Annotated in this window: 26 protein-coding genes; all 26 read right to left on the reverse strand. The window is 32.6% G+C overall.

Features of this window, described 5'->3' with window-relative positions:
- The gene (locus tag JRJ22_RS19495) at nucleotides 1-291 is read right to left on the reverse strand and encodes a hypothetical protein (RefSeq protein WP_206101083.1); all 291 of its coding nucleotides are present in this window, start codon (nucleotides 289-291) and stop codon (nucleotides 1-3) included.
- Between the two features lie 369 nt (nucleotides 292-660).
- Nucleotides 661-984, reverse strand: coding sequence for a hypothetical protein (locus tag JRJ22_RS19500; RefSeq protein ID WP_206101084.1), 324 nt, complete (start codon nucleotides 982-984; stop codon nucleotides 661-663).
- On the reverse strand, nucleotides 971-1195 hold the full coding sequence (locus JRJ22_RS19505) for a hypothetical protein (RefSeq protein ID WP_206101085.1): 225 nt from the start codon (nucleotides 1193-1195) through the stop codon (nucleotides 971-973). The genes JRJ22_RS19500 and JRJ22_RS19505 overlap by 14 nt, the downstream gene beginning before the upstream one ends.
- Before the next feature lies 1 nt (nucleotide 1196).
- A complete protein-coding gene (locus tag JRJ22_RS19510) occupies nucleotides 1197-2000 on the reverse strand; it encodes a DNA-methyltransferase (protein ID WP_206101086.1) in 804 nt (267 codons plus the stop codon).
- A 58-nt stretch (nucleotides 2001-2058) separates the two neighbouring features.
- Nucleotides 2059-2343 carry a hypothetical protein gene (locus JRJ22_RS19515; protein WP_206101087.1) on the reverse strand — a complete coding sequence of 95 codons (285 nt, stop codon included), beginning with the start codon at nucleotides 2341-2343 and terminating at the stop codon, nucleotides 2059-2061.
- Between the two features lie 37 nt (nucleotides 2344-2380).
- The gene (locus JRJ22_RS19520) at nucleotides 2381-2746 is read right to left on the reverse strand and encodes a hypothetical protein (RefSeq protein WP_206101088.1); all 366 of its coding nucleotides are present in this window, start codon (nucleotides 2744-2746) and stop codon (nucleotides 2381-2383) included.
- Between the two features lie 182 nt (nucleotides 2747-2928).
- Nucleotides 2929-3105, reverse strand: coding sequence for a hypothetical protein (locus JRJ22_RS19525; protein WP_206101089.1), 177 nt, complete (start codon nucleotides 3103-3105; stop codon nucleotides 2929-2931).
- Nucleotides 3106-3137: 32 nt separating this feature from the next.
- A complete protein-coding gene (locus JRJ22_RS19530; RefSeq protein WP_206101090.1) occupies nucleotides 3138-3434 on the reverse strand; it encodes a hypothetical protein in 297 nt (98 codons plus the stop codon).
- 3 nt (nucleotides 3435-3437) lie between these two features.
- The gene (locus tag JRJ22_RS19535) at nucleotides 3438-3746 is read right to left on the reverse strand and encodes a hypothetical protein (RefSeq protein ID WP_206101091.1); all 309 of its coding nucleotides are present in this window, start codon (nucleotides 3744-3746) and stop codon (nucleotides 3438-3440) included.
- A gap of 53 nt (nucleotides 3747-3799) precedes the next feature.
- Complete coding sequence (locus tag JRJ22_RS19540) at nucleotides 3800-4006, reverse strand: hypothetical protein (RefSeq protein WP_206101092.1); 207 nt, start codon at nucleotides 4004-4006, stop codon at nucleotides 3800-3802.
- Nucleotides 4007-4053: 47 nt separating this feature from the next.
- Complete coding sequence (locus JRJ22_RS19545) at nucleotides 4054-4197, reverse strand: hypothetical protein (RefSeq protein ID WP_206101093.1); 144 nt, start codon at nucleotides 4195-4197, stop codon at nucleotides 4054-4056.
- A gap of 15 nt (nucleotides 4198-4212) precedes the next feature.
- Nucleotides 4213-4755 carry an AAA family ATPase gene (locus JRJ22_RS19550; RefSeq protein ID WP_206101094.1) on the reverse strand — a complete coding sequence of 181 codons (543 nt, stop codon included), beginning with the start codon at nucleotides 4753-4755 and terminating at the stop codon, nucleotides 4213-4215.
- A complete protein-coding gene (locus tag JRJ22_RS19555; protein ID WP_206101095.1) occupies nucleotides 4752-5312 on the reverse strand; it encodes a 3D domain-containing protein in 561 nt (186 codons plus the stop codon). Before JRJ22_RS19555 ends, JRJ22_RS19550 begins: the two co-directional genes overlap by 4 nt.
- A gap of 107 nt (nucleotides 5313-5419) precedes the next feature.
- Complete coding sequence (locus tag JRJ22_RS19560; RefSeq protein ID WP_206101096.1) at nucleotides 5420-6559, reverse strand: AAA family ATPase; 1140 nt, start codon at nucleotides 6557-6559, stop codon at nucleotides 5420-5422.
- The gene (locus JRJ22_RS19565; RefSeq protein ID WP_206101097.1) at nucleotides 6560-7408 is read right to left on the reverse strand and encodes a GIY-YIG nuclease family protein; all 849 of its coding nucleotides are present in this window, start codon (nucleotides 7406-7408) and stop codon (nucleotides 6560-6562) included.
- 112 nt (nucleotides 7409-7520) lie between these two features.
- Nucleotides 7521-8678 carry a hypothetical protein gene (locus JRJ22_RS19570; RefSeq protein WP_206101098.1) on the reverse strand — a complete coding sequence of 386 codons (1158 nt, stop codon included), beginning with the start codon at nucleotides 8676-8678 and terminating at the stop codon, nucleotides 7521-7523.
- A gap of 192 nt (nucleotides 8679-8870) precedes the next feature.
- Nucleotides 8871-9164 carry a hypothetical protein gene (locus JRJ22_RS19575; protein ID WP_206101099.1) on the reverse strand — a complete coding sequence of 98 codons (294 nt, stop codon included), beginning with the start codon at nucleotides 9162-9164 and terminating at the stop codon, nucleotides 8871-8873.
- Between the two features lie 196 nt (nucleotides 9165-9360).
- On the reverse strand, nucleotides 9361-9840 hold the full coding sequence (locus tag JRJ22_RS19580; RefSeq protein ID WP_206101100.1) for a hypothetical protein: 480 nt from the start codon (nucleotides 9838-9840) through the stop codon (nucleotides 9361-9363).
- Between the two features lie 233 nt (nucleotides 9841-10073).
- Nucleotides 10074-10469, reverse strand: coding sequence for a hypothetical protein (locus JRJ22_RS19585; protein WP_206101101.1), 396 nt, complete (start codon nucleotides 10467-10469; stop codon nucleotides 10074-10076).
- A gap of 70 nt (nucleotides 10470-10539) precedes the next feature.
- The gene (locus JRJ22_RS29480) at nucleotides 10540-10674 is read right to left on the reverse strand and encodes a hypothetical protein (RefSeq protein ID WP_269751855.1); all 135 of its coding nucleotides are present in this window, start codon (nucleotides 10672-10674) and stop codon (nucleotides 10540-10542) included.
- The gene (locus tag JRJ22_RS19590; protein ID WP_332461340.1) at nucleotides 10667-11203 is read right to left on the reverse strand and encodes an accessory gene regulator B family protein; all 537 of its coding nucleotides are present in this window, start codon (nucleotides 11201-11203) and stop codon (nucleotides 10667-10669) included. Before JRJ22_RS19590 ends, JRJ22_RS29480 begins: the two co-directional genes overlap by 8 nt.
- The gene (locus JRJ22_RS19595; protein ID WP_206101103.1) at nucleotides 11196-11852 is read right to left on the reverse strand and encodes a hypothetical protein; all 657 of its coding nucleotides are present in this window, start codon (nucleotides 11850-11852) and stop codon (nucleotides 11196-11198) included. Before JRJ22_RS19595 ends, JRJ22_RS19590 begins: the two co-directional genes overlap by 8 nt.
- Nucleotides 11853-11974: 122 nt before the next feature.
- Nucleotides 11975-12970 carry a tyrosine-type recombinase/integrase gene (locus tag JRJ22_RS19600; RefSeq protein WP_206101104.1) on the reverse strand — a complete coding sequence of 332 codons (996 nt, stop codon included), beginning with the start codon at nucleotides 12968-12970 and terminating at the stop codon, nucleotides 11975-11977.
- Nucleotides 12960-14285 carry a DNA sulfur modification protein DndB gene (locus JRJ22_RS19605; RefSeq protein WP_206101105.1) on the reverse strand — a complete coding sequence of 442 codons (1326 nt, stop codon included), beginning with the start codon at nucleotides 14283-14285 and terminating at the stop codon, nucleotides 12960-12962. The genes JRJ22_RS19600 and JRJ22_RS19605 overlap by 11 nt, the downstream gene beginning before the upstream one ends.
- A gap of 74 nt (nucleotides 14286-14359) precedes the next feature.
- Nucleotides 14360-15133 (reverse strand): hypothetical protein, encoded by a 774-nt coding sequence (locus tag JRJ22_RS19610; RefSeq protein WP_206101106.1) that lies wholly within the window; start codon nucleotides 15131-15133, stop codon nucleotides 14360-14362.
- Between the two features lie 14 nt (nucleotides 15134-15147).
- Nucleotides 15148-15567, reverse strand: coding sequence for a hypothetical protein (locus JRJ22_RS19615; RefSeq protein WP_232380896.1), 420 nt, complete (start codon nucleotides 15565-15567; stop codon nucleotides 15148-15150).
- Between the last annotated feature and the right edge of the window lie 156 nt (nucleotides 15568-15723).

Raw genomic sequence — 15723 nt, forward strand, 5'->3', positions numbered from 1 at the left:
TTAAACCTCCTGTAATTTCTTTTTCTTATTTGCTCTGCCTTTTGCAAGATTAGCAGCCAACTCAGCTCTACGTTCATCGCTCATTGTTCGTTTTGAATCACTCTTTTTACGGAATGAAACTTGTTCATAATCAACTTTATAATATTTATTCCCTTCTGAATCTGTTTTGTAAGCTTCGAACCCTGCTTTCTCCATGCGAGTTTGGAGCTTTCCAGAAGCGCAATAGATAACCCACTGATCTTCTGCGTCCGAAATTCTAATAACCGTTTCGCGTTCTTCCGCCAATGCCATTTATTATTTCCCACTTTCATATGTATGTTTGAGTTTACCTAAAAGGTCATAGACTTCAAGTATCTTTGCATATTCTGGACATCTGCTATATGATTCTCCAACACAAATTGATTCTCTAAATTTAAAAGAGTCATTGATATGTGAATGGTTTACTTCGTTTACCACTTCACCGTTTTCTGTTAATTTATAATTATATTTACTGTTCCAGCAGTTATTCTTATCATCCCAGTTTTTTAATAAATGATATGTTTTACCATTGTCACATTTTATATAGTCACTATCTCTAATCAGTTCTGACTCACACCTTTCTTCATAAAAGTTTTATTTCATCGTACTTTTCATTGATAAAACCCTTATTTATCAATTATTTTATAATTGTGCAGAAACTAAAGTGTCTATACTAACTATGCATCTCATCAATTCTTTTCTATTAATTCTTGTTTTATTTAACTCAGTTGAAATCAATTTTAGAATATCATATATATCATTGAATGTACTCCGGTTGTCATCTAGACTCATCTCATAACTTAATAAATCACTATATACTCTCAATTTATTACCATCTGCTTCTTCAATCAACTCCCTAAATACAGCAGACATATCATATCCCATATGTATTTTTACTAATTCAATAAGTTCGTCATTATGTTTAGTTATTTCCGTTTCACCATTTAGCAGATTAATGATTTTCATTATTTACTTCCTCTAAGTCATACAGCACCCATCCAATATCATAAGACCCCTTATTTCGTTTAACACAGTCTTTAATGACTGACCTAAAATCAACACCAACATTAAAAAATTTCTGAAGGTTGGTGTTGAATTTATCTAATTTTAATTTTCCATCAAGGTATTTTAAATATTGCTTTGATATATATTGAGTTTGCGCATAGGATAGTTGCATTTTAATTCTCCTTTTGGATTATTTCGATGTCACCTTTTTCATTATATGTGCTTTCAAGTCTTTGGTTTGCTAATTCTATGTATTTATGTTCCTTTTCAAATCCTATAAAATATCTTTTATTATGTTTAGCCATGATTGCCGTAGTCCCACTACCCATAAACGGATCTAGAACTATGTCTTCTTCATTACTATATCCTCGAATTAATCTATCAACCAATTTCTCTGGTTTAGGTGAGGGATGACCATTTTTTGCCCCACCAGTCAAACGTGCAACATTCCAAACATCCAATGGTCTTCTTCCAAGCGGGTGTGGTGTTGTCACTGTAACATGTCCGTTTTTATGTTTTTTCGTTCTCTTTCCTTCCCAAATCACACCGTCTCTCATTTCATCTAAATTGAATGTGAAGTTTTTACCTTTGCTAAAACAAAATAGAGGTTCGTATCCCATAGATAGTTTTTTTGTAGCCATTCTTTGGCCGTTATCATAGCTCCAGATAATTCTATTTTGAATTACAAAGTGTTCTCTAAGAATCATTTCTATGTCAGCCATAAATGTTTGAGAACACCAAACAAATCCACATGCATCATCAGACATTACTCTAGCAATTTCACTAACCCATTTCTTACACCATTCTAGATAGTTTTTTGCATTATCCCATGTATCCCACTCCGCTATATCTATATTATATGGTGGGTCCGCAATGACTAATTTTACAGATTTTTCTGGAATAAATTTCATGCCCTCAATGCAGTCTATTTGATAGATTCTATTTAGTTCCATGCTTCCCAATAGTTTTTTACTCAAATTATCACTTCTCCTATGTATTTTTATTTTTATAATTCCTAATAAAATGATGAATTTATCAAATCTTTAATTGCATATTATACTTTTTAATTCTTTCTTTCAGTGTCTTACTATTACATTCACCAGCAAATACATAAGGATATGTATTCTTACCTTGTTTAATCAACTCTTTAATTGATGCACCTTTCTTTTGTATAATGAATTCTTCAAAAGCAGACTCATTAGCACGTTCCCAAAACCAAATAAATTCATCGTTATACTCTGTTCCACCATATATTTTAAAATTTTCACGAGGAGATTCTTTGCTAATCCATTCCTGACCAAAATCTATAGTGATGCTCATCTTACAATCCTCCTTTCTTGATCAAAGATCCATTTCATTAAACATTCATTACATGAATTGCTCTACCCATAACTATTTCTATTGGTCTCTCAAAATGAACCATAGTACTCATGTCTTTAAAATATTTAATTTGACAGTTTGCTTCAGCAAAAATAGCATCATGAATTTCAGATTTATAAACCACCTTATTTTTCAGATCATAAATGTGTGCTCTAAAAAACAAAGCGTCCACATAACCATTCAACTCTCCATTTTCATCATATGTATCGCTATGTGGATACATATGGATAATACAATTGTCAAGTTTTAATGAAAATGGCAGCTCCTTGCTCTCGGTATATCGTGAAAATGTTTCTTTAATATAATTTTCTGATTCTTTATATAGTGGTACTTCTACTTTCATTTTTATTCCTCCTTCATAGTTTTTTATCTTAGCGTGTTCTAAACGGATTTCTATCTTTCTTTACTAGGTCATTATTGATCACCTGAATAATCTCATTAATCTTCATCATAATTTCAATATTATTAGGTGGTCTGCTGGTCTGTCTGTCTCCGTCATCAGATTCAATTACTCGTTTTAGATAATCAATCAATGAACCCACCATCCCCATATTTATTCTTATAATATTCCTTACCACTCATTTCCCTTGGAGTTGATTTCCCACATCTCAAGCATCTGCTCAATGTTTCTGAATTATATATTTCTTCTCCGCATTTAGAACATACTTCATTACCAAAACCAAAATCTTTATCGATGTCCATGATTCACCTCTTTATAACGAAATACGTTTTTATTAAAACATTGACCGTTCTTCTAATCTCTTCAGCAGTTCAGGAACAATAACATTTTTAAGTGACCAATCATAGGTAGACTCGTACTCTCTTCTACAATTTTTCAGATTGTTTTCTACACTATATACAAGTGCCTCAAGGCAAAGTTTGCTGGTCAACGCCCTGAATCCATCAGTATTTGCTCGAACGGATTTGTATTCTTCCAATGAAACAGAACTATCTCTTAACTTCTCTACATCTACCTCAATGCCATTAATTGTTACGTGAGGATCAGATTTTCTTCCAGGAATTTTAATCATTGTTTATTCTCCTCTCATATTGACAATATCAAAATACTTATGAATTGTTTCCTCGTTAGTTCCAACAACTCCATCAATCACATAATCACCATTTTGATTAACTTTGGTTATTTCTAGCCGCTGACCTTTTCGAAAATTATTCATACAGTCTTCTTTAGCCTCTAGAATCATTCCAACTTCTAACTTTGGTAAGAGTTTACTCAACTCATCAATCAATTCTCCAACCTTAAGTCCAAATTCCTTACGTGCCTCAAGCGATGCAGCAATGACATGATTAACGTCCATATTTTTATTTTTGATGTCGTTAATCATGTCCTCGACCGATGTTTCTGATATGTATTTGATAGTTTTAAGTCTGTTCATTATTAATCCTCAGTGACTAAAGCTAACTCTTCATGATTAAAAAAATCTTTCATTTTTTTATTAATTTTAGTAAGAGAAAATTCTACTGCATAATCGTAATGATCGCTATCTTCATCAATAATGTATCCAGTCATTCCTGTGATCCCCAAATTCTCCGCATAACTAGTTTCAAGTAACAATACTTTTGATCCTACCTCAAATTTATCCATTAAACATCCTCCTTTGATTTCTTCATAAATTAACAGTTTTATCAAATCTATTCTTCATCCATCTTCTTTTCTACATAGTCCAAAATGTCCTTCGTCTTGTCTCTAAGTTCTAACAAATCACTATATGTATAATCTCCACTTGCAACAATATCCAGGACTTCTTTGTAAATTTCTAAATTAATCGGGAACATAAATGCCACATCCTTTTAATTTAATGGTTGTTCGTTCTCCGTTTCGATAATATTCTTGATGATCTTTACTGCTTTATCGAATTCATAATTGATGACTTGGTAGTCAAAGCGTTTCTTGGCAAATTTGATTCCATCAGTTGTTACTCGACTAAGAATCTTGTCAACACTATCGCCGCGTTCATGCATACGTCTCATGCGAGTCTTTTTGTCTACTTTGATGTAGATTGTGATGAATTCAATATCTGTGATTTTCTCTTTCAAATCCTTAATTCCATCAGGGTCACAAACATAAATAAGGTTCGGCGTATTATAAATCTGTTCCTTCGTGCTAAAATAATGATTGCCCTCAATCAAGCTGTAAGCAGCTACTTCGCCGTTTCTCTCGAACTGCTCATATTCATCTACTGTGCAGAACATATGCCCATATTCGCCCTCGTAGCGCGGCTGGCGCGTAGTATATGACTGAAGGATATTGTAACTATACTTTTCTAATGCTTTAGCAATTTCTGTTTTGCCTGAACCGCTGTAACCCATGAGTACAAAGCACTTTTTTTTCATTTCTTCTTCTCTCCCATCTTGATAACCTTGACTTTAACATCGTATTTTCTTCCAAACTGTCTTGCTTCTTTTAAATCTTCAATGAACAAATCTAATTTGTAACCAATTATTGCACTTCCTGTATCTTCCACGACGCGCTCCCCAACTCCATCTATGTAAAGTACTGTGCCGAAAGGGAACAAGCTAACATCGGCAGATACAGTACGACCTTCCTTTGTCATTCGCCCCGATGCTGTACGACCATAGTCTTTATCGCCCTTTACTTTGTTCGTGGACTCTTTTCCGTTTGTATATGCAGAAATTTCAAATTTTAACCATTCAGATTCTTCTTTTTTACTTTCTATTGCCTTCACTTCTTCTTTTTTATTAGTTGATGCAACTTGCATAATATGATATTTTGCTTCCTGTCTCTCGTCATTCCTAACTGCTTCGGCAATTTTATATGTATCATTCGTCTTTTTCATTTCTTCGATTAGGTTCACATTCTGAATCGGCTCAAATGTTAAAACCGGATGTGAAAACAAATACAAAGATAGGATAGCTTCCTGTAGCATCATGACCTCCACATTTTAGATATAGCCCCACATTTTACTGTGAGGCTATGTATTTTTATTTACTTAAATTTGATCAAATCTGTCTTTTATTAAAACTCAATATGTATTACTTATTTTGTTTCCTTAATGAATTTAAGGGCTTCTTCCAATTTTTCTACGTCTTCAGCTTTCCGATAATTAGGAGATCCTAATAGTTCAGTAAACTTAGGAACCACTTTTTCTTTCAGATCATTTGAAGTGAATCGTTTTGTTTCAGCGTCTATCTGTGCGATTAAATCTTCAGCGTTAGCTGTTTTATCTTCGGCTTCTGCGAATTCTTTTGCTTTTTCTTCTCGATTAATAATCTCTTCAGATTTAATATCTTCAAACGATTTATTTACATTCCCGATTTGTCCTTCAACGGCTTCCTTAAATACTTTAAAGAAGTTTTCTGCGCCATATTCTACTTTTTCAGGAAGGTTAGTAAAACGCCCCCCTGCAATACTGATGTAATTCGAAGGTCTAAAATACATCTGCACTTCTGTTGTATGGAAATTGGATGCAATTTCTTTGCCTTTTTTAGTTTTTTCGTTTTCTTCGATAACCTCACCTTTTTTATCTGTTACTTTCACCTCTGTATGCAAACAGCAAATAAGATCGGCTTGAGATTCAAATACTTTTTTACCTGTCGCATTCATCATAAGTTCGAGTGAATTGTATTTCACTCCATCAATTGTTGTAACTTCCTTTTCTTTTGTCCAGCAAATATAGATGAATCCAATTCCGATTTTAGTTAGGATATCAAATTGTTTTGCAAGTTCGGTTTGAAGCAAAATATAGCCATTCTCGTTGGTGGATTGAGTGATATCTTGCAAACTAGTAAATTTTTTACCATATTTTTTACTGCACAGCTCAATGATGTAATCTGAGCAATTTTCAATGCATCGGTCTACGGTGTCAATACCAATAAGCTTAGTAACAGATCCTGTTTTAGCCTCTTCTACAAGCCCCCTAACAATCTCGTTTTTAAAGTATTCCCAAGGCTTCTCTTGGTCATATAGAGCGATTGTATTTCTCAAGTGCCACGATTTTTCTCCGGGCTCAAAAGCGATGTGGAGATCAGCTTCTGGCTCATTTGGATAATGTAATTCAGTTAATTCTTTGTAGAGTCGAGTTTTACCACCTTTGTAACCAGAAGCAATAATCGTTTTATAAGATTGCAAATCTACCTTGGGAATATTAGTACGAACATTTTTGCGAAATCCAGCCATTTATTTATTCTCCTTTTTCCATCTTTGATTTTTAACAATTTTATTTATGCAACTCGTACCCACATTAAACATCTTAGACAATTCAGTTATTGTTTTTCCATTAGAATATAATATCCTAATATCATCAGCGCGCTTTTGAGTCATCTTTATTCTAGAATACTTCTTGCATTCAATAGCCCCTCCAGTAACACTTTTCCATGTTTCTCCGTCTCTGATACTGGCTATGGCTGGACTTGAAACTTTAAACTTTTTTGCTATTGACGCTAATGGATAAGAATCTTTTAGCATCTTGATTATTTCGATTACATTATTAACTGTTAACTTAGAACAATGATTATCTTCGCCTTTGGGATGTGATTCGCTCATATTCTGTCTGGCTTTAATGCTCCTTACTCTGCCTTTATTAGCTATGCTAATCTTCATTCTTGTATCATTAGAATGTGTTTTTCCGAAGAATGAGTTGTTTTTACCAGTACAGTCATAATGGTTTAAACTCATTTTCTTTCTTGTTTCATCGCTATGTATCGTACGTCCATTCACATCGGCAACCAACATATTATATCCATGTTCAGAGTCACCAGTGTTTAAAGCGTATATCCAAAGATTTTCTCGATACACTAACTCTTCCTTGTCTTTAACTATTTCTAACAACTCTATATGGAATTTTTCTTTCCCATATTTATTCCATGCAAATTGTAAGTGCGCATTTCGATGGCGATTAGATTTAAGATCTGCTTTATGAGTCCTCCATCTTACAGCTACATTAATTGACGAACCAATATATATTTTTTCTCTTTTAAGTTCATCTTTTCTTACAATAGCATATATTCCGCTGACGTTTAGGTTCAATCATCCTCCAATCTGCACTCCCTTGAAAAATTTGTAGTTTACCGTTGACCTATTTTTGATTTATAGGCCAACGGTTTAAATATTTTCTCTCTAACTGTTCAACTAATCATTCTCATTTAAAGGGATCATCACTGAAAGGGTCACTGCTTTTAGTAGAACTAAAAGGGTCATCGCCAAAAGGGTTATCCGTTGCTGTGCTGTTGGAGCCGAACGGGTTATCATTTGTGACTGCGACAGTCTTTTTAACCTCTTCTTCAGTAAGAAGATCTCTCATGAGGCTATTAGCAACATATCCGGTAATCTCAAGCCCCTTCTTATCTCCATTTGTCACACGCTCTTTGCGTACAACACGCTGAGTATCATCTACGTCTGCAAATGGATCACTGGAGTCAATTTCTTCAGTAACTTCAACATAGGCAAACGTGGCTCGATTATTGTCTTGGCCTGTAACTTCAATAAAGTCATTTGTGTTCAACGAAGCGAAGGCATCTGCAAGGGATTTTTTACCCTCTGGAACTTCAGTTTGATAGACAATAAGCTCAACATCTTTTGGTTCTGAGCGTTCCTTTCCATAATCAAGGAATACACCATTTACCTTTGTATCTTTTGTTTCTTCGTTTTGATATGTGCTGCGAATACCAGTTTGCATACTGAAGTAATTGACTTCACGGAACAATGGACTGCTGAAGTCCGTCACATAATCAAACTCTTCGCCAGCATGTTTAACTGTTTGGAATGTTCCGTCTTCTTGCTGAATTTGACCATTAACAATAGGACGCGCAGAGTTGATATTACGTTTTACAAACAATGTTGTACTTCCATCGTCTTTTGTAAATTCTTCAAAACTATAGTTACCGCGAACTTCGTACCACTCATCTGCCTTAATCATTTTTCCAAGTCGTTCACATTTATCCCAATCAACTTCGATTGGATGATATGTATTATCTGGGAACTTATCTTTATTATTTCGGTCAGCCCAATCTACAGTTACAGATTTTTTATGAGTGCTGCTATAAGGATATGCGAATTTTTGTTCCATACCTGATAGTTCAACCCGTAGTCGATTGCTCAATGCTGTTTCAATTTCAAACTGAATAAGTCTACGTTGCTTGCCTGATTGAGTAGTGTACTGTTTTGCAATAGGCTGTTTAATCCAACTGTCCGACTCATCTTTTTTGCTTACTTGGCTAACTTTCCCGATGAAGCGAAACGAGTTTTTAAATTGTTTGCCGCCGTGTTTTTTGTTTGGTGTAATTTTATAATCTGCCATATGTATTTGTATCTCCCTTTTATATGTTTATTATTTAATATGTTATCTTTCATCGTTCTTATGAGATAAACATATTAAAGGGAGGACTTCTTGGTTCATTCTTGATCCAAACCACCACCTTTCAGTATTAGAATATCTATAACCTCACTTACGTAAGACTATATATTCAACATGCTTTCGCATGGCGTTTTATCATTCTTTATTGATGATGCTGTATGATCCATCTTCAAAAATATAAAGAATATTATTTTGTTTGTTTATAATGTACTCATAATCATCTTCATCCAGCATTCTACTCTTGTTTAAGTCGTAAGGATAGTATCTCGATTGACGCAGGTACATTTCTTGATCTTTTTCAATAATTATTACATTTGAGTTGTTCCAGTCATTTTGAGCAATAGTATCTCTCTTATGCTTGCTACCAAAGAAATCATTCAATATGTATTCAAAATCTTTATTGTCTCTCATTAATGTTTCTTTGCTCATTTTCTTCGTCCCCCATTTTTCTGATAAAATTATTACTTTATTAAGTTTTATTTCGTTTTGTTTTCCTCTACTTCTTTAATATACTCTCATCATTACTATTAGTCAACAACTTTTTATATATTTATTTATTAATATTTTTTTGCCGGGAATTTACTCCCGGCTAACAGTAATGTGACTAATTTCACAGTCCACCTGATTACAAATAAATTACAAAGCTCATGAACCATACTGCGAAAGGTAATTTACTATGTATGGTGAAAATATGTCTAGGATCGTTAGTTGTTAGTTTTGACAATTTGGTTGCGTCAATCGGCTCCTGGAACAATCTTTCCAATGCGCCTGTCTTATCTTCAATATAACATTCTATAAATTCATCTACGGAAGAGTATTTTTCATTATTAATTTTATCTTTTCTTACTCTGGTTACATATTTATCAATCTCTCTTCTGCTTTTTCCAGCACACTCATGCAGCAACATTGCGATATCGGCCTCTGTTTTAAATAAGTAAAGGATATTCCGCCAGAATCCAACTGCTTTAGAATCAACATTTAGTGCTAACGAGAGTTCATCGTTCATTTCCATATTTACGTATCCCCTTTTTGAAGTGCTCTCACTTTTGATGTTAGTGTATTCACTTGTTTTCAAGTTGATTATATACATCGCCTCCTTGTCCATAGGTGGTAAATATATCATATAGTTGATGTCATATTATTTCAATGCTATAAAAGGGCAACAATTTCTTTGTTGACTTTTCCCATAATTTTCAACGTTGATCATAATTTGTCGGTTCGTGTCATATAATGATTATAAGAACTTATGTTCTTATTTATTGATTATACAGATCATTTATCATTATTGCAATTAGTATATTATAATATTAGAAATATATTTTTATTTTTTAAATCTTCTTATTTTCCGAGTACCCATTTCTTTATTAACTTTTTAATACTGCTCATTCGAGATATACCTACAGTTGATGTTACTTCTGGATAACCCTCGAATATAATCATTCTTTTATCTATGTCTAACGTTAAATCATGCGCCAGATTGACGACAACTCCCCTGTCAGCATACTCGAAATTTTCAAGTTCAGACATTAGGTTGGTGAAATTATCTACAAGCGTGTTATAGAAGAATAATCCTTCGGTAGTAGTAATAATAATTTTGTCGTCACCTTTAATTCTTTCTACTCTGGTATTCAAAATCTTATTTGATTCAATCCATTGTGCTTCACCTTTTATGTATTCTTTTTTCTTTTGATCATATACAACTTTTATACCCATTATTCTACTATTATAACTCACTATAAATGCCTCCAATTTGGCGACTTGTCCTCCCATCTTTCGACAGGAGGAGACAATTCGCCACATAATTTTACTTTCTCAGGCTTTTTGGTGCTGGATTACTTCCCAACCACAAAGCAGATGCTGTGGAAGACGTGCTCAGAACTGCTACTGCTGAAAATAGTGCTCCCATAATTGGCGCGAATTTTTTCATGAATTTATTCATTTATTTCACCTCCCTTCAGGCGCAAATGGATGAGGGTTAAGCTTTGAATGAAAAAAGAAAATTGTATAATTTCGTTCTTACTTAAAAATCCAATGATTATTATCATTATTGAAATAATTTTAAAAATATAATGCTTGTTTTTGTTAATTATTGAATGTTCTTCTATTCTTGAAGGGGCGAAGATGATAACCAAGATTAAACTAACTAGCCCAAAAAACAAATTATAATTCGATGCAGTAAATTGAGAGATGTTGCTTATTGAATAAACTATAATCAAAGAGGATGCTATGCACAGATCAGGATTATTAATATGAAATCCTCCTGAAAAAACCCTTAATAAAGAAAATGATAGTGCGGATAACAAAATGTTATATAAATTATCTGTCGTAATTCCAATTAATAGGATTAATAAAAATGTAATTAGATTAGTTAGAATAAATTTTAATGAATAAGTAATCACATCTTTTTCTGGCATTCCATCATATTTGTATAAATAATTTGTAGTCGCATTGCATATCTTATCAATCAAATTTTACTTCCCCTCTCTCTCGACGCAGCCCCATAAAGAGTGCGAAGATAAATAATATAATTAGCATAAAAATTCCAATCAACATTCTACTAACCTCTAAAATCGAACTCAATGCCAGAACAGCGAGAATCAATAAATAAACAATGTTAAGATTTGTTTTTGTTATTTTAAACCTTAATGATGGTGAATACGGAACAAACAGAAAACCAATATTTTTCTTTCTAAACAAACTACCCATTATAAAAATAATTATTGCATTAAATGTTTGAAAAGAATATCTTAAAACATCATTGGATTTTATTTCTTCAAAAGTTAAACTCGAAAATATTGTTGGGATAAAAATAAATACTCCTTGTATAATAAGGCATGTTATATAGCCAATCAATACAATAATTATCGAATGAATTGTTGAAATCCTGAAGATTAATATTAATATTGATAAAAATAGCAGAAGACAAATCATCGGGGATATTTGACTTAGCACAGAAGATTCTTTGAACAGATATGTGCATATGGAAACAATAACTACTCCAACAGTGGATTCCTTTATGTATTCAAAAATATTCATCCTTGCTATCGCCATAATTAAAAACATAATTGAGAAAACTTCTATTGCCGCAAACGCCACATACACAATTGCATCCAACATTTTTCTTGTCTCCTTTATTATTTTTTATTTTAATGAATAAATATATGTATATCTTATGTATTCAATATAACACGCTATTATATTCGTGTCAACACTTTTAACAAAAAAAAGAAGAACAAGTATTACGCTTGTTCTTCGTCAACTTCTGGGTATAACGACTTTATCGTTTCTATGTTTAAGAAGTCTTTAGTTAGTCTTGTTGTAGCAATTGAATTCACTCCAAAACGCTTGCAAATCTTCCCAATATGATCTCTGCTTAATGTTTTATCTTCCATATATAAATCTTTAGCATACTTTAACATTCCTGAATTTTTTATGCTTGTAGCTGTTAAATGAGGATAATCAAACCATTCTCTAACACTTTTCATTCTCCTTAGCACAAGGTGATTACTGGCTCTGTCATAATTCACAACTCTTAGTTTGACCGATCTGAAAACATAATCATTGTCGATCAATTCAATTTCTTTTGCTTTTGCATCACTAAGTCCGTTTGATTTGATATATGATGTTTCATTTGCTGCACTATAGAGGAGATTCATAAGCTTTGTACTTACCTTGATTTTGCGTATTTCTGTTGGCCCAGAAGCCGGAGAATTCCTTACCTCTAGTTCATCGCTATCTCTATCCACATCTTTTTTAAGAATATTCAAAATCTCAGAATACTCATGCCCCATTATTCCTTCAAAAAGACACTGAACTATTGCAGCATCTTGGAAACTTTGTAGTCCACCAACTATAGTAGCGATTTCTTCTTCTGTAAACAGTTTTTTGTTTGTTGTATCAATAAACTTGTTGATAAAGTTATCACTGATTACTGAGTCTAAAGGATTAATGTTATCTATTCTTAGATCTTGTTGAATTGCCCATCTTATATAGGTTCGAATTACATTAACATTTCCCGCACTGGCGGAGTACGAACCAGGACTCATAAACACAAGCAACTTTTCTATCTCTGAAACATTAAAGTTGTATAAGTCTTTGCCTAATTGTTCTTCTACATATCTTGCCCTTTTTAAGACTCTGGCATATGAGGTATAAGTTTTTTCAGCCAAATCCTTGAGATACATTTCTTTTTGTGTTTCATTGTAAAATCCATCTTCATATATTTTATTGGACATTTTCATTCACTCCTAGTAACATTTCAAAATAATTAATTACTTCATTTCTAACCTTCGCGTTATTTATCCCACGTTTACTATTCAACAATTCAATTAGATTTTTATCTTTAAAGTTAATTTTCTTATCAATAAAATCCTTAATGTTTTTAATAGGCATATTGTTATCTTCAAAATATTTAGCGATAACCACATATCCAACAAACATCAAAGAATGATTAATCAAATCGTCTCTGTATTTATTGGGATTTAACATAAACTCATCTACAAAACTGCCGATTAGATAATCAAAGAACTTTATTAATGTCTCAGATGCCTCTCTTGCATCCAGTCTGCTTTTTGGCTTAAATACTTTATCAATCGCAAAAGAAAGTATATCAAATGTGGTTAACTGCCCAGCTAATTCACTTATCTTTGATGCCGAAGCAATTCTTCCTTTTAGATCTGTTTTTTGTTGTAGGTCTCTAACAACTAAGTCCGAGAATTCTTGAGATTTCAATTCTTTAAGTCGTTCTTTTTTAACAACATTGATTGTATTAATTTGTCCAAAGTACTTCTTAGCCGTGTCGGTATCATATGACCTTATTGAGAGTATCATCATTTGTTCTAACTCTGGGTTCGTTGCACAGGCTCTAACGCCGCCCTGGAGTCGGTGGAATCCATCCAGTATTGATATTGCTGCTTGCTCATTAATAGTTAATATACGTGTCTTAGGGTTATACTCAACAGCTTCCGTCTCGTCTGAGTAGATGTTTAAAGTAATCATGTCTTCTAAATATGTACCATTCAACATATTGTCTGCAATATCTTTAACGCTTTTTAAATTAATATCTGGCACTGGCACAACGCCATTTTTGCCAGTTTTAAATTTAGCACTTCTTTGGGTTTCGAAATCATAAATAATTAGTTGTGAGTGAAACCACTGAACTAAATCGACCATTTTTATCTTTGTTATATAGTTATCAATATTTACAATCTCAACGTTTTCCAGTGCTATAGGTAATATTATTCTATTTGTTTCATTATTATTAGATAATTCTTTTTTTGCATAACTTATTTCTTTATTTGTAAACCACTGGTCTGACTTTAAATTTGTATTTCCACTGACTTCATATAGGGTCTCTGAAAGAGCACAAAGTAGAGAAGAATCAACCGTAGATAATTGTTTATCTCCTTTAGAAATCTCATCAAAAGTACCGAATGGAACACCTAATTCAGAAAGAAGATTATTTACTTTTAAAACTTTTTTTCGATCAACTTTGATTTCGGTTATTGAATCTGCAATCAACAATTCAAGTCGCTCTCTGTCCTTTTTCAATTTACTCATCTCCTTATTTAAATTATAACATAAAAATATAAATATAATAAATGATTGCTGTTAAAAACACTGTTTTACATATTGTTAAAAATGTCAAGAATTGTATTTTGTTTATTTCCTGCGTATATTAGTCTTTGACATATTTCCTTTAAACGTTGCGGACTCATACCTTCTATTTCTTTAATTAATCTAGATCTCAATTCTTTAAAACATGGTTCACAATATATCTCATCTTCGGTTGGAGTGAATTGTCTATAACAATCTTTATTACTACACACTTTGTCTTTTATGGTAACGCTCTTATTATACGTTCTATAACCTGACTTTCTCATTGCTTCTGAAAAGGTAAATCCGTACTTTCTTAGGGTTTCTTGCGATGGTTTTAATCTAAGCGATTCATACTCTTTACTTGTTGGGATGTATCCTAGCTCTTTAATGATAATTTTCAATTCCTTTATTACATCTTCTTTTGAATTATATTGTGCATTTGCTAATTTTACATTTGCTTCTTTTGCGATGTTTTCCCATCCATAATGTTTAGTTATATATTCACTGCTAGGTAGTAATTTTGCTTCACTATATAATGATTTAGATATTTCTCCATGTTCTAAATATAATAATTTCATGTTGCTTATTGATACTGGTCTATTTTTTATTATTAGGTATTCATCTTTACTTTTTATCTTTTGATCTTTTAATATGTCTAACAAAGATAAACCATACATCTTTTTAATTGTTGTGCTGGATGGGTACTCTGTCCCACGTTTTGAATCATATAGTTCTACATTTACATAACCATATTCTTCTTCTAATTGCTTCAGTTTAGTCTTTAGTTTATTATCAATCACCTATAAACTCCTTCCTAAGTTTCTTTATGATTATCTAATTTATTCGACATAAGATAAGCTTTTCCTTTATTTGTCTCAACCATTAGTTCGTCATTCAAATAAATATCTGCTTTGCATTTGCTGCAATACCACACTTTTCTTTTATTTGTTTCTGCTGTATATACTGTACCACACTTACAATCAACCTTGACTAAAACCTGTATGTCTTCATAAGCGTTTTGCAATTTGAAATTTGCTTGATCTATAGTACTTATAACGTTGCGCTGTTCTGAGAATTCATTATGTACTCTAAAGTCTGCAATTAAACTTGGATTTAATCCGAATACCTCTTTCCCAACATTTACGACAAACATTTCGTTTTTCTTATAGCATTCTATCCATGTGTTAATTTGATCGCAGTGTAGAGGTATGGTATTTTTAATGCCACTAGACATCGTATATGTCATGATGTGCAATTTATCGTCATTAGTCTTCAGAAAATCACCTCCACAGACTAATTTACCATTCATTAATTATTTTGCAACCTTTTTCAACCAACGAAAAAGGCGGATTATAATAATATATATGATTGACAACAATAGTGTTGTTTA

The sequence above is a fragment of the Paenibacillus tianjinensis genome, assembly GCF_017086365.1.
In the GTDB taxonomy this organism is placed as follows: Bacteria; Bacillota; Bacilli; order Paenibacillales; family Paenibacillaceae; genus Paenibacillus_AQ; species Paenibacillus_AQ tianjinensis.

Excerpts from the sequence above, each read along its gene's own strand:
- JRJ22_RS19495 (WP_206101083.1), bottom strand. The coding sequence starts at position 291 with ATGGCATTGGCGGAAGAACGCGAAACGGTTATTAGAATTTCGGACGCA.
- JRJ22_RS19500 (WP_206101084.1), bottom strand. The coding sequence starts at position 984 with ATGAAAATCATTAATCTGCTAAATGGTGAAACGGAAATAACTAAACAT.
- JRJ22_RS19505 (WP_206101085.1), bottom strand. The coding sequence starts at position 1,195 with ATGCAACTATCCTATGCGCAAACTCAATATATATCAAAGCAATATTTA.
- JRJ22_RS19515 (WP_206101087.1), bottom strand. The coding sequence starts at position 2,343 with ATGAGCATCACTATAGATTTTGGTCAGGAATGGATTAGCAAAGAATCT.
- JRJ22_RS19520 (WP_206101088.1), bottom strand. The coding sequence starts at position 2,746 with ATGAAAGTAGAAGTACCACTATATAAAGAATCAGAAAATTATATTAAA.
- JRJ22_RS19525 (WP_206101089.1), bottom strand. The coding sequence starts at position 3,105 with ATGGACATCGATAAAGATTTTGGTTTTGGTAATGAAGTATGTTCTAAA.
- JRJ22_RS19530 (WP_206101090.1), bottom strand. The coding sequence starts at position 3,434 with ATGATTAAAATTCCTGGAAGAAAATCTGATCCTCACGTAACAATTAAT.
- JRJ22_RS19535 (WP_206101091.1), bottom strand. The coding sequence starts at position 3,746 with ATGATTAACGACATCAAAAATAAAAATATGGACGTTAATCATGTCATT.
- JRJ22_RS19540 (WP_206101092.1), bottom strand. The coding sequence starts at position 4,006 with ATGGATAAATTTGAGGTAGGATCAAAAGTATTGTTACTTGAAACTAGT.
- JRJ22_RS19545 (WP_206101093.1), bottom strand. The coding sequence starts at position 4,197 with ATGTTCCCGATTAATTTAGAAATTTACAAAGAAGTCCTGGATATTGTT.
- JRJ22_RS19550 (WP_206101094.1), bottom strand. The coding sequence starts at position 4,755 with ATGAAAAAAAAGTGCTTTGTACTCATGGGTTACAGCGGTTCAGGCAAA.
- JRJ22_RS19555 (WP_206101095.1), bottom strand. The coding sequence starts at position 5,312 with ATGATGCTACAGGAAGCTATCCTATCTTTGTATTTGTTTTCACATCCG.
- JRJ22_RS19560 (WP_206101096.1), bottom strand. The coding sequence starts at position 6,559 with ATGGCTGGATTTCGCAAAAATGTTCGTACTAATATTCCCAAGGTAGAT.
- JRJ22_RS19570 (WP_206101098.1), bottom strand. The coding sequence starts at position 8,678 with ATGGCAGATTATAAAATTACACCAAACAAAAAACACGGCGGCAAACAA.
- JRJ22_RS19575 (WP_206101099.1), bottom strand. The coding sequence starts at position 9,164 with ATGAGCAAAGAAACATTAATGAGAGACAATAAAGATTTTGAATACATA.
- JRJ22_RS19580 (WP_206101100.1), bottom strand. The coding sequence starts at position 9,840 with ATGGACAAGGAGGCGATGTATATAATCAACTTGAAAACAAGTGAATAC.
- JRJ22_RS29480 (WP_269751855.1), bottom strand. The coding sequence starts at position 10,674 with ATGAATAAATTCATGAAAAAATTCGCGCCAATTATGGGAGCACTATTT.
- JRJ22_RS19595 (WP_206101103.1), bottom strand. The coding sequence starts at position 11,852 with ATGTTGGATGCAATTGTGTATGTGGCGTTTGCGGCAATAGAAGTTTTC.
- JRJ22_RS19600 (WP_206101104.1), bottom strand. The coding sequence starts at position 12,970 with ATGTCCAATAAAATATATGAAGATGGATTTTACAATGAAACACAAAAA.
- JRJ22_RS19615 (WP_232380896.1), bottom strand. The coding sequence starts at position 15,567 with ATGTCTAGTGGCATTAAAAATACCATACCTCTACACTGCGATCAAATT.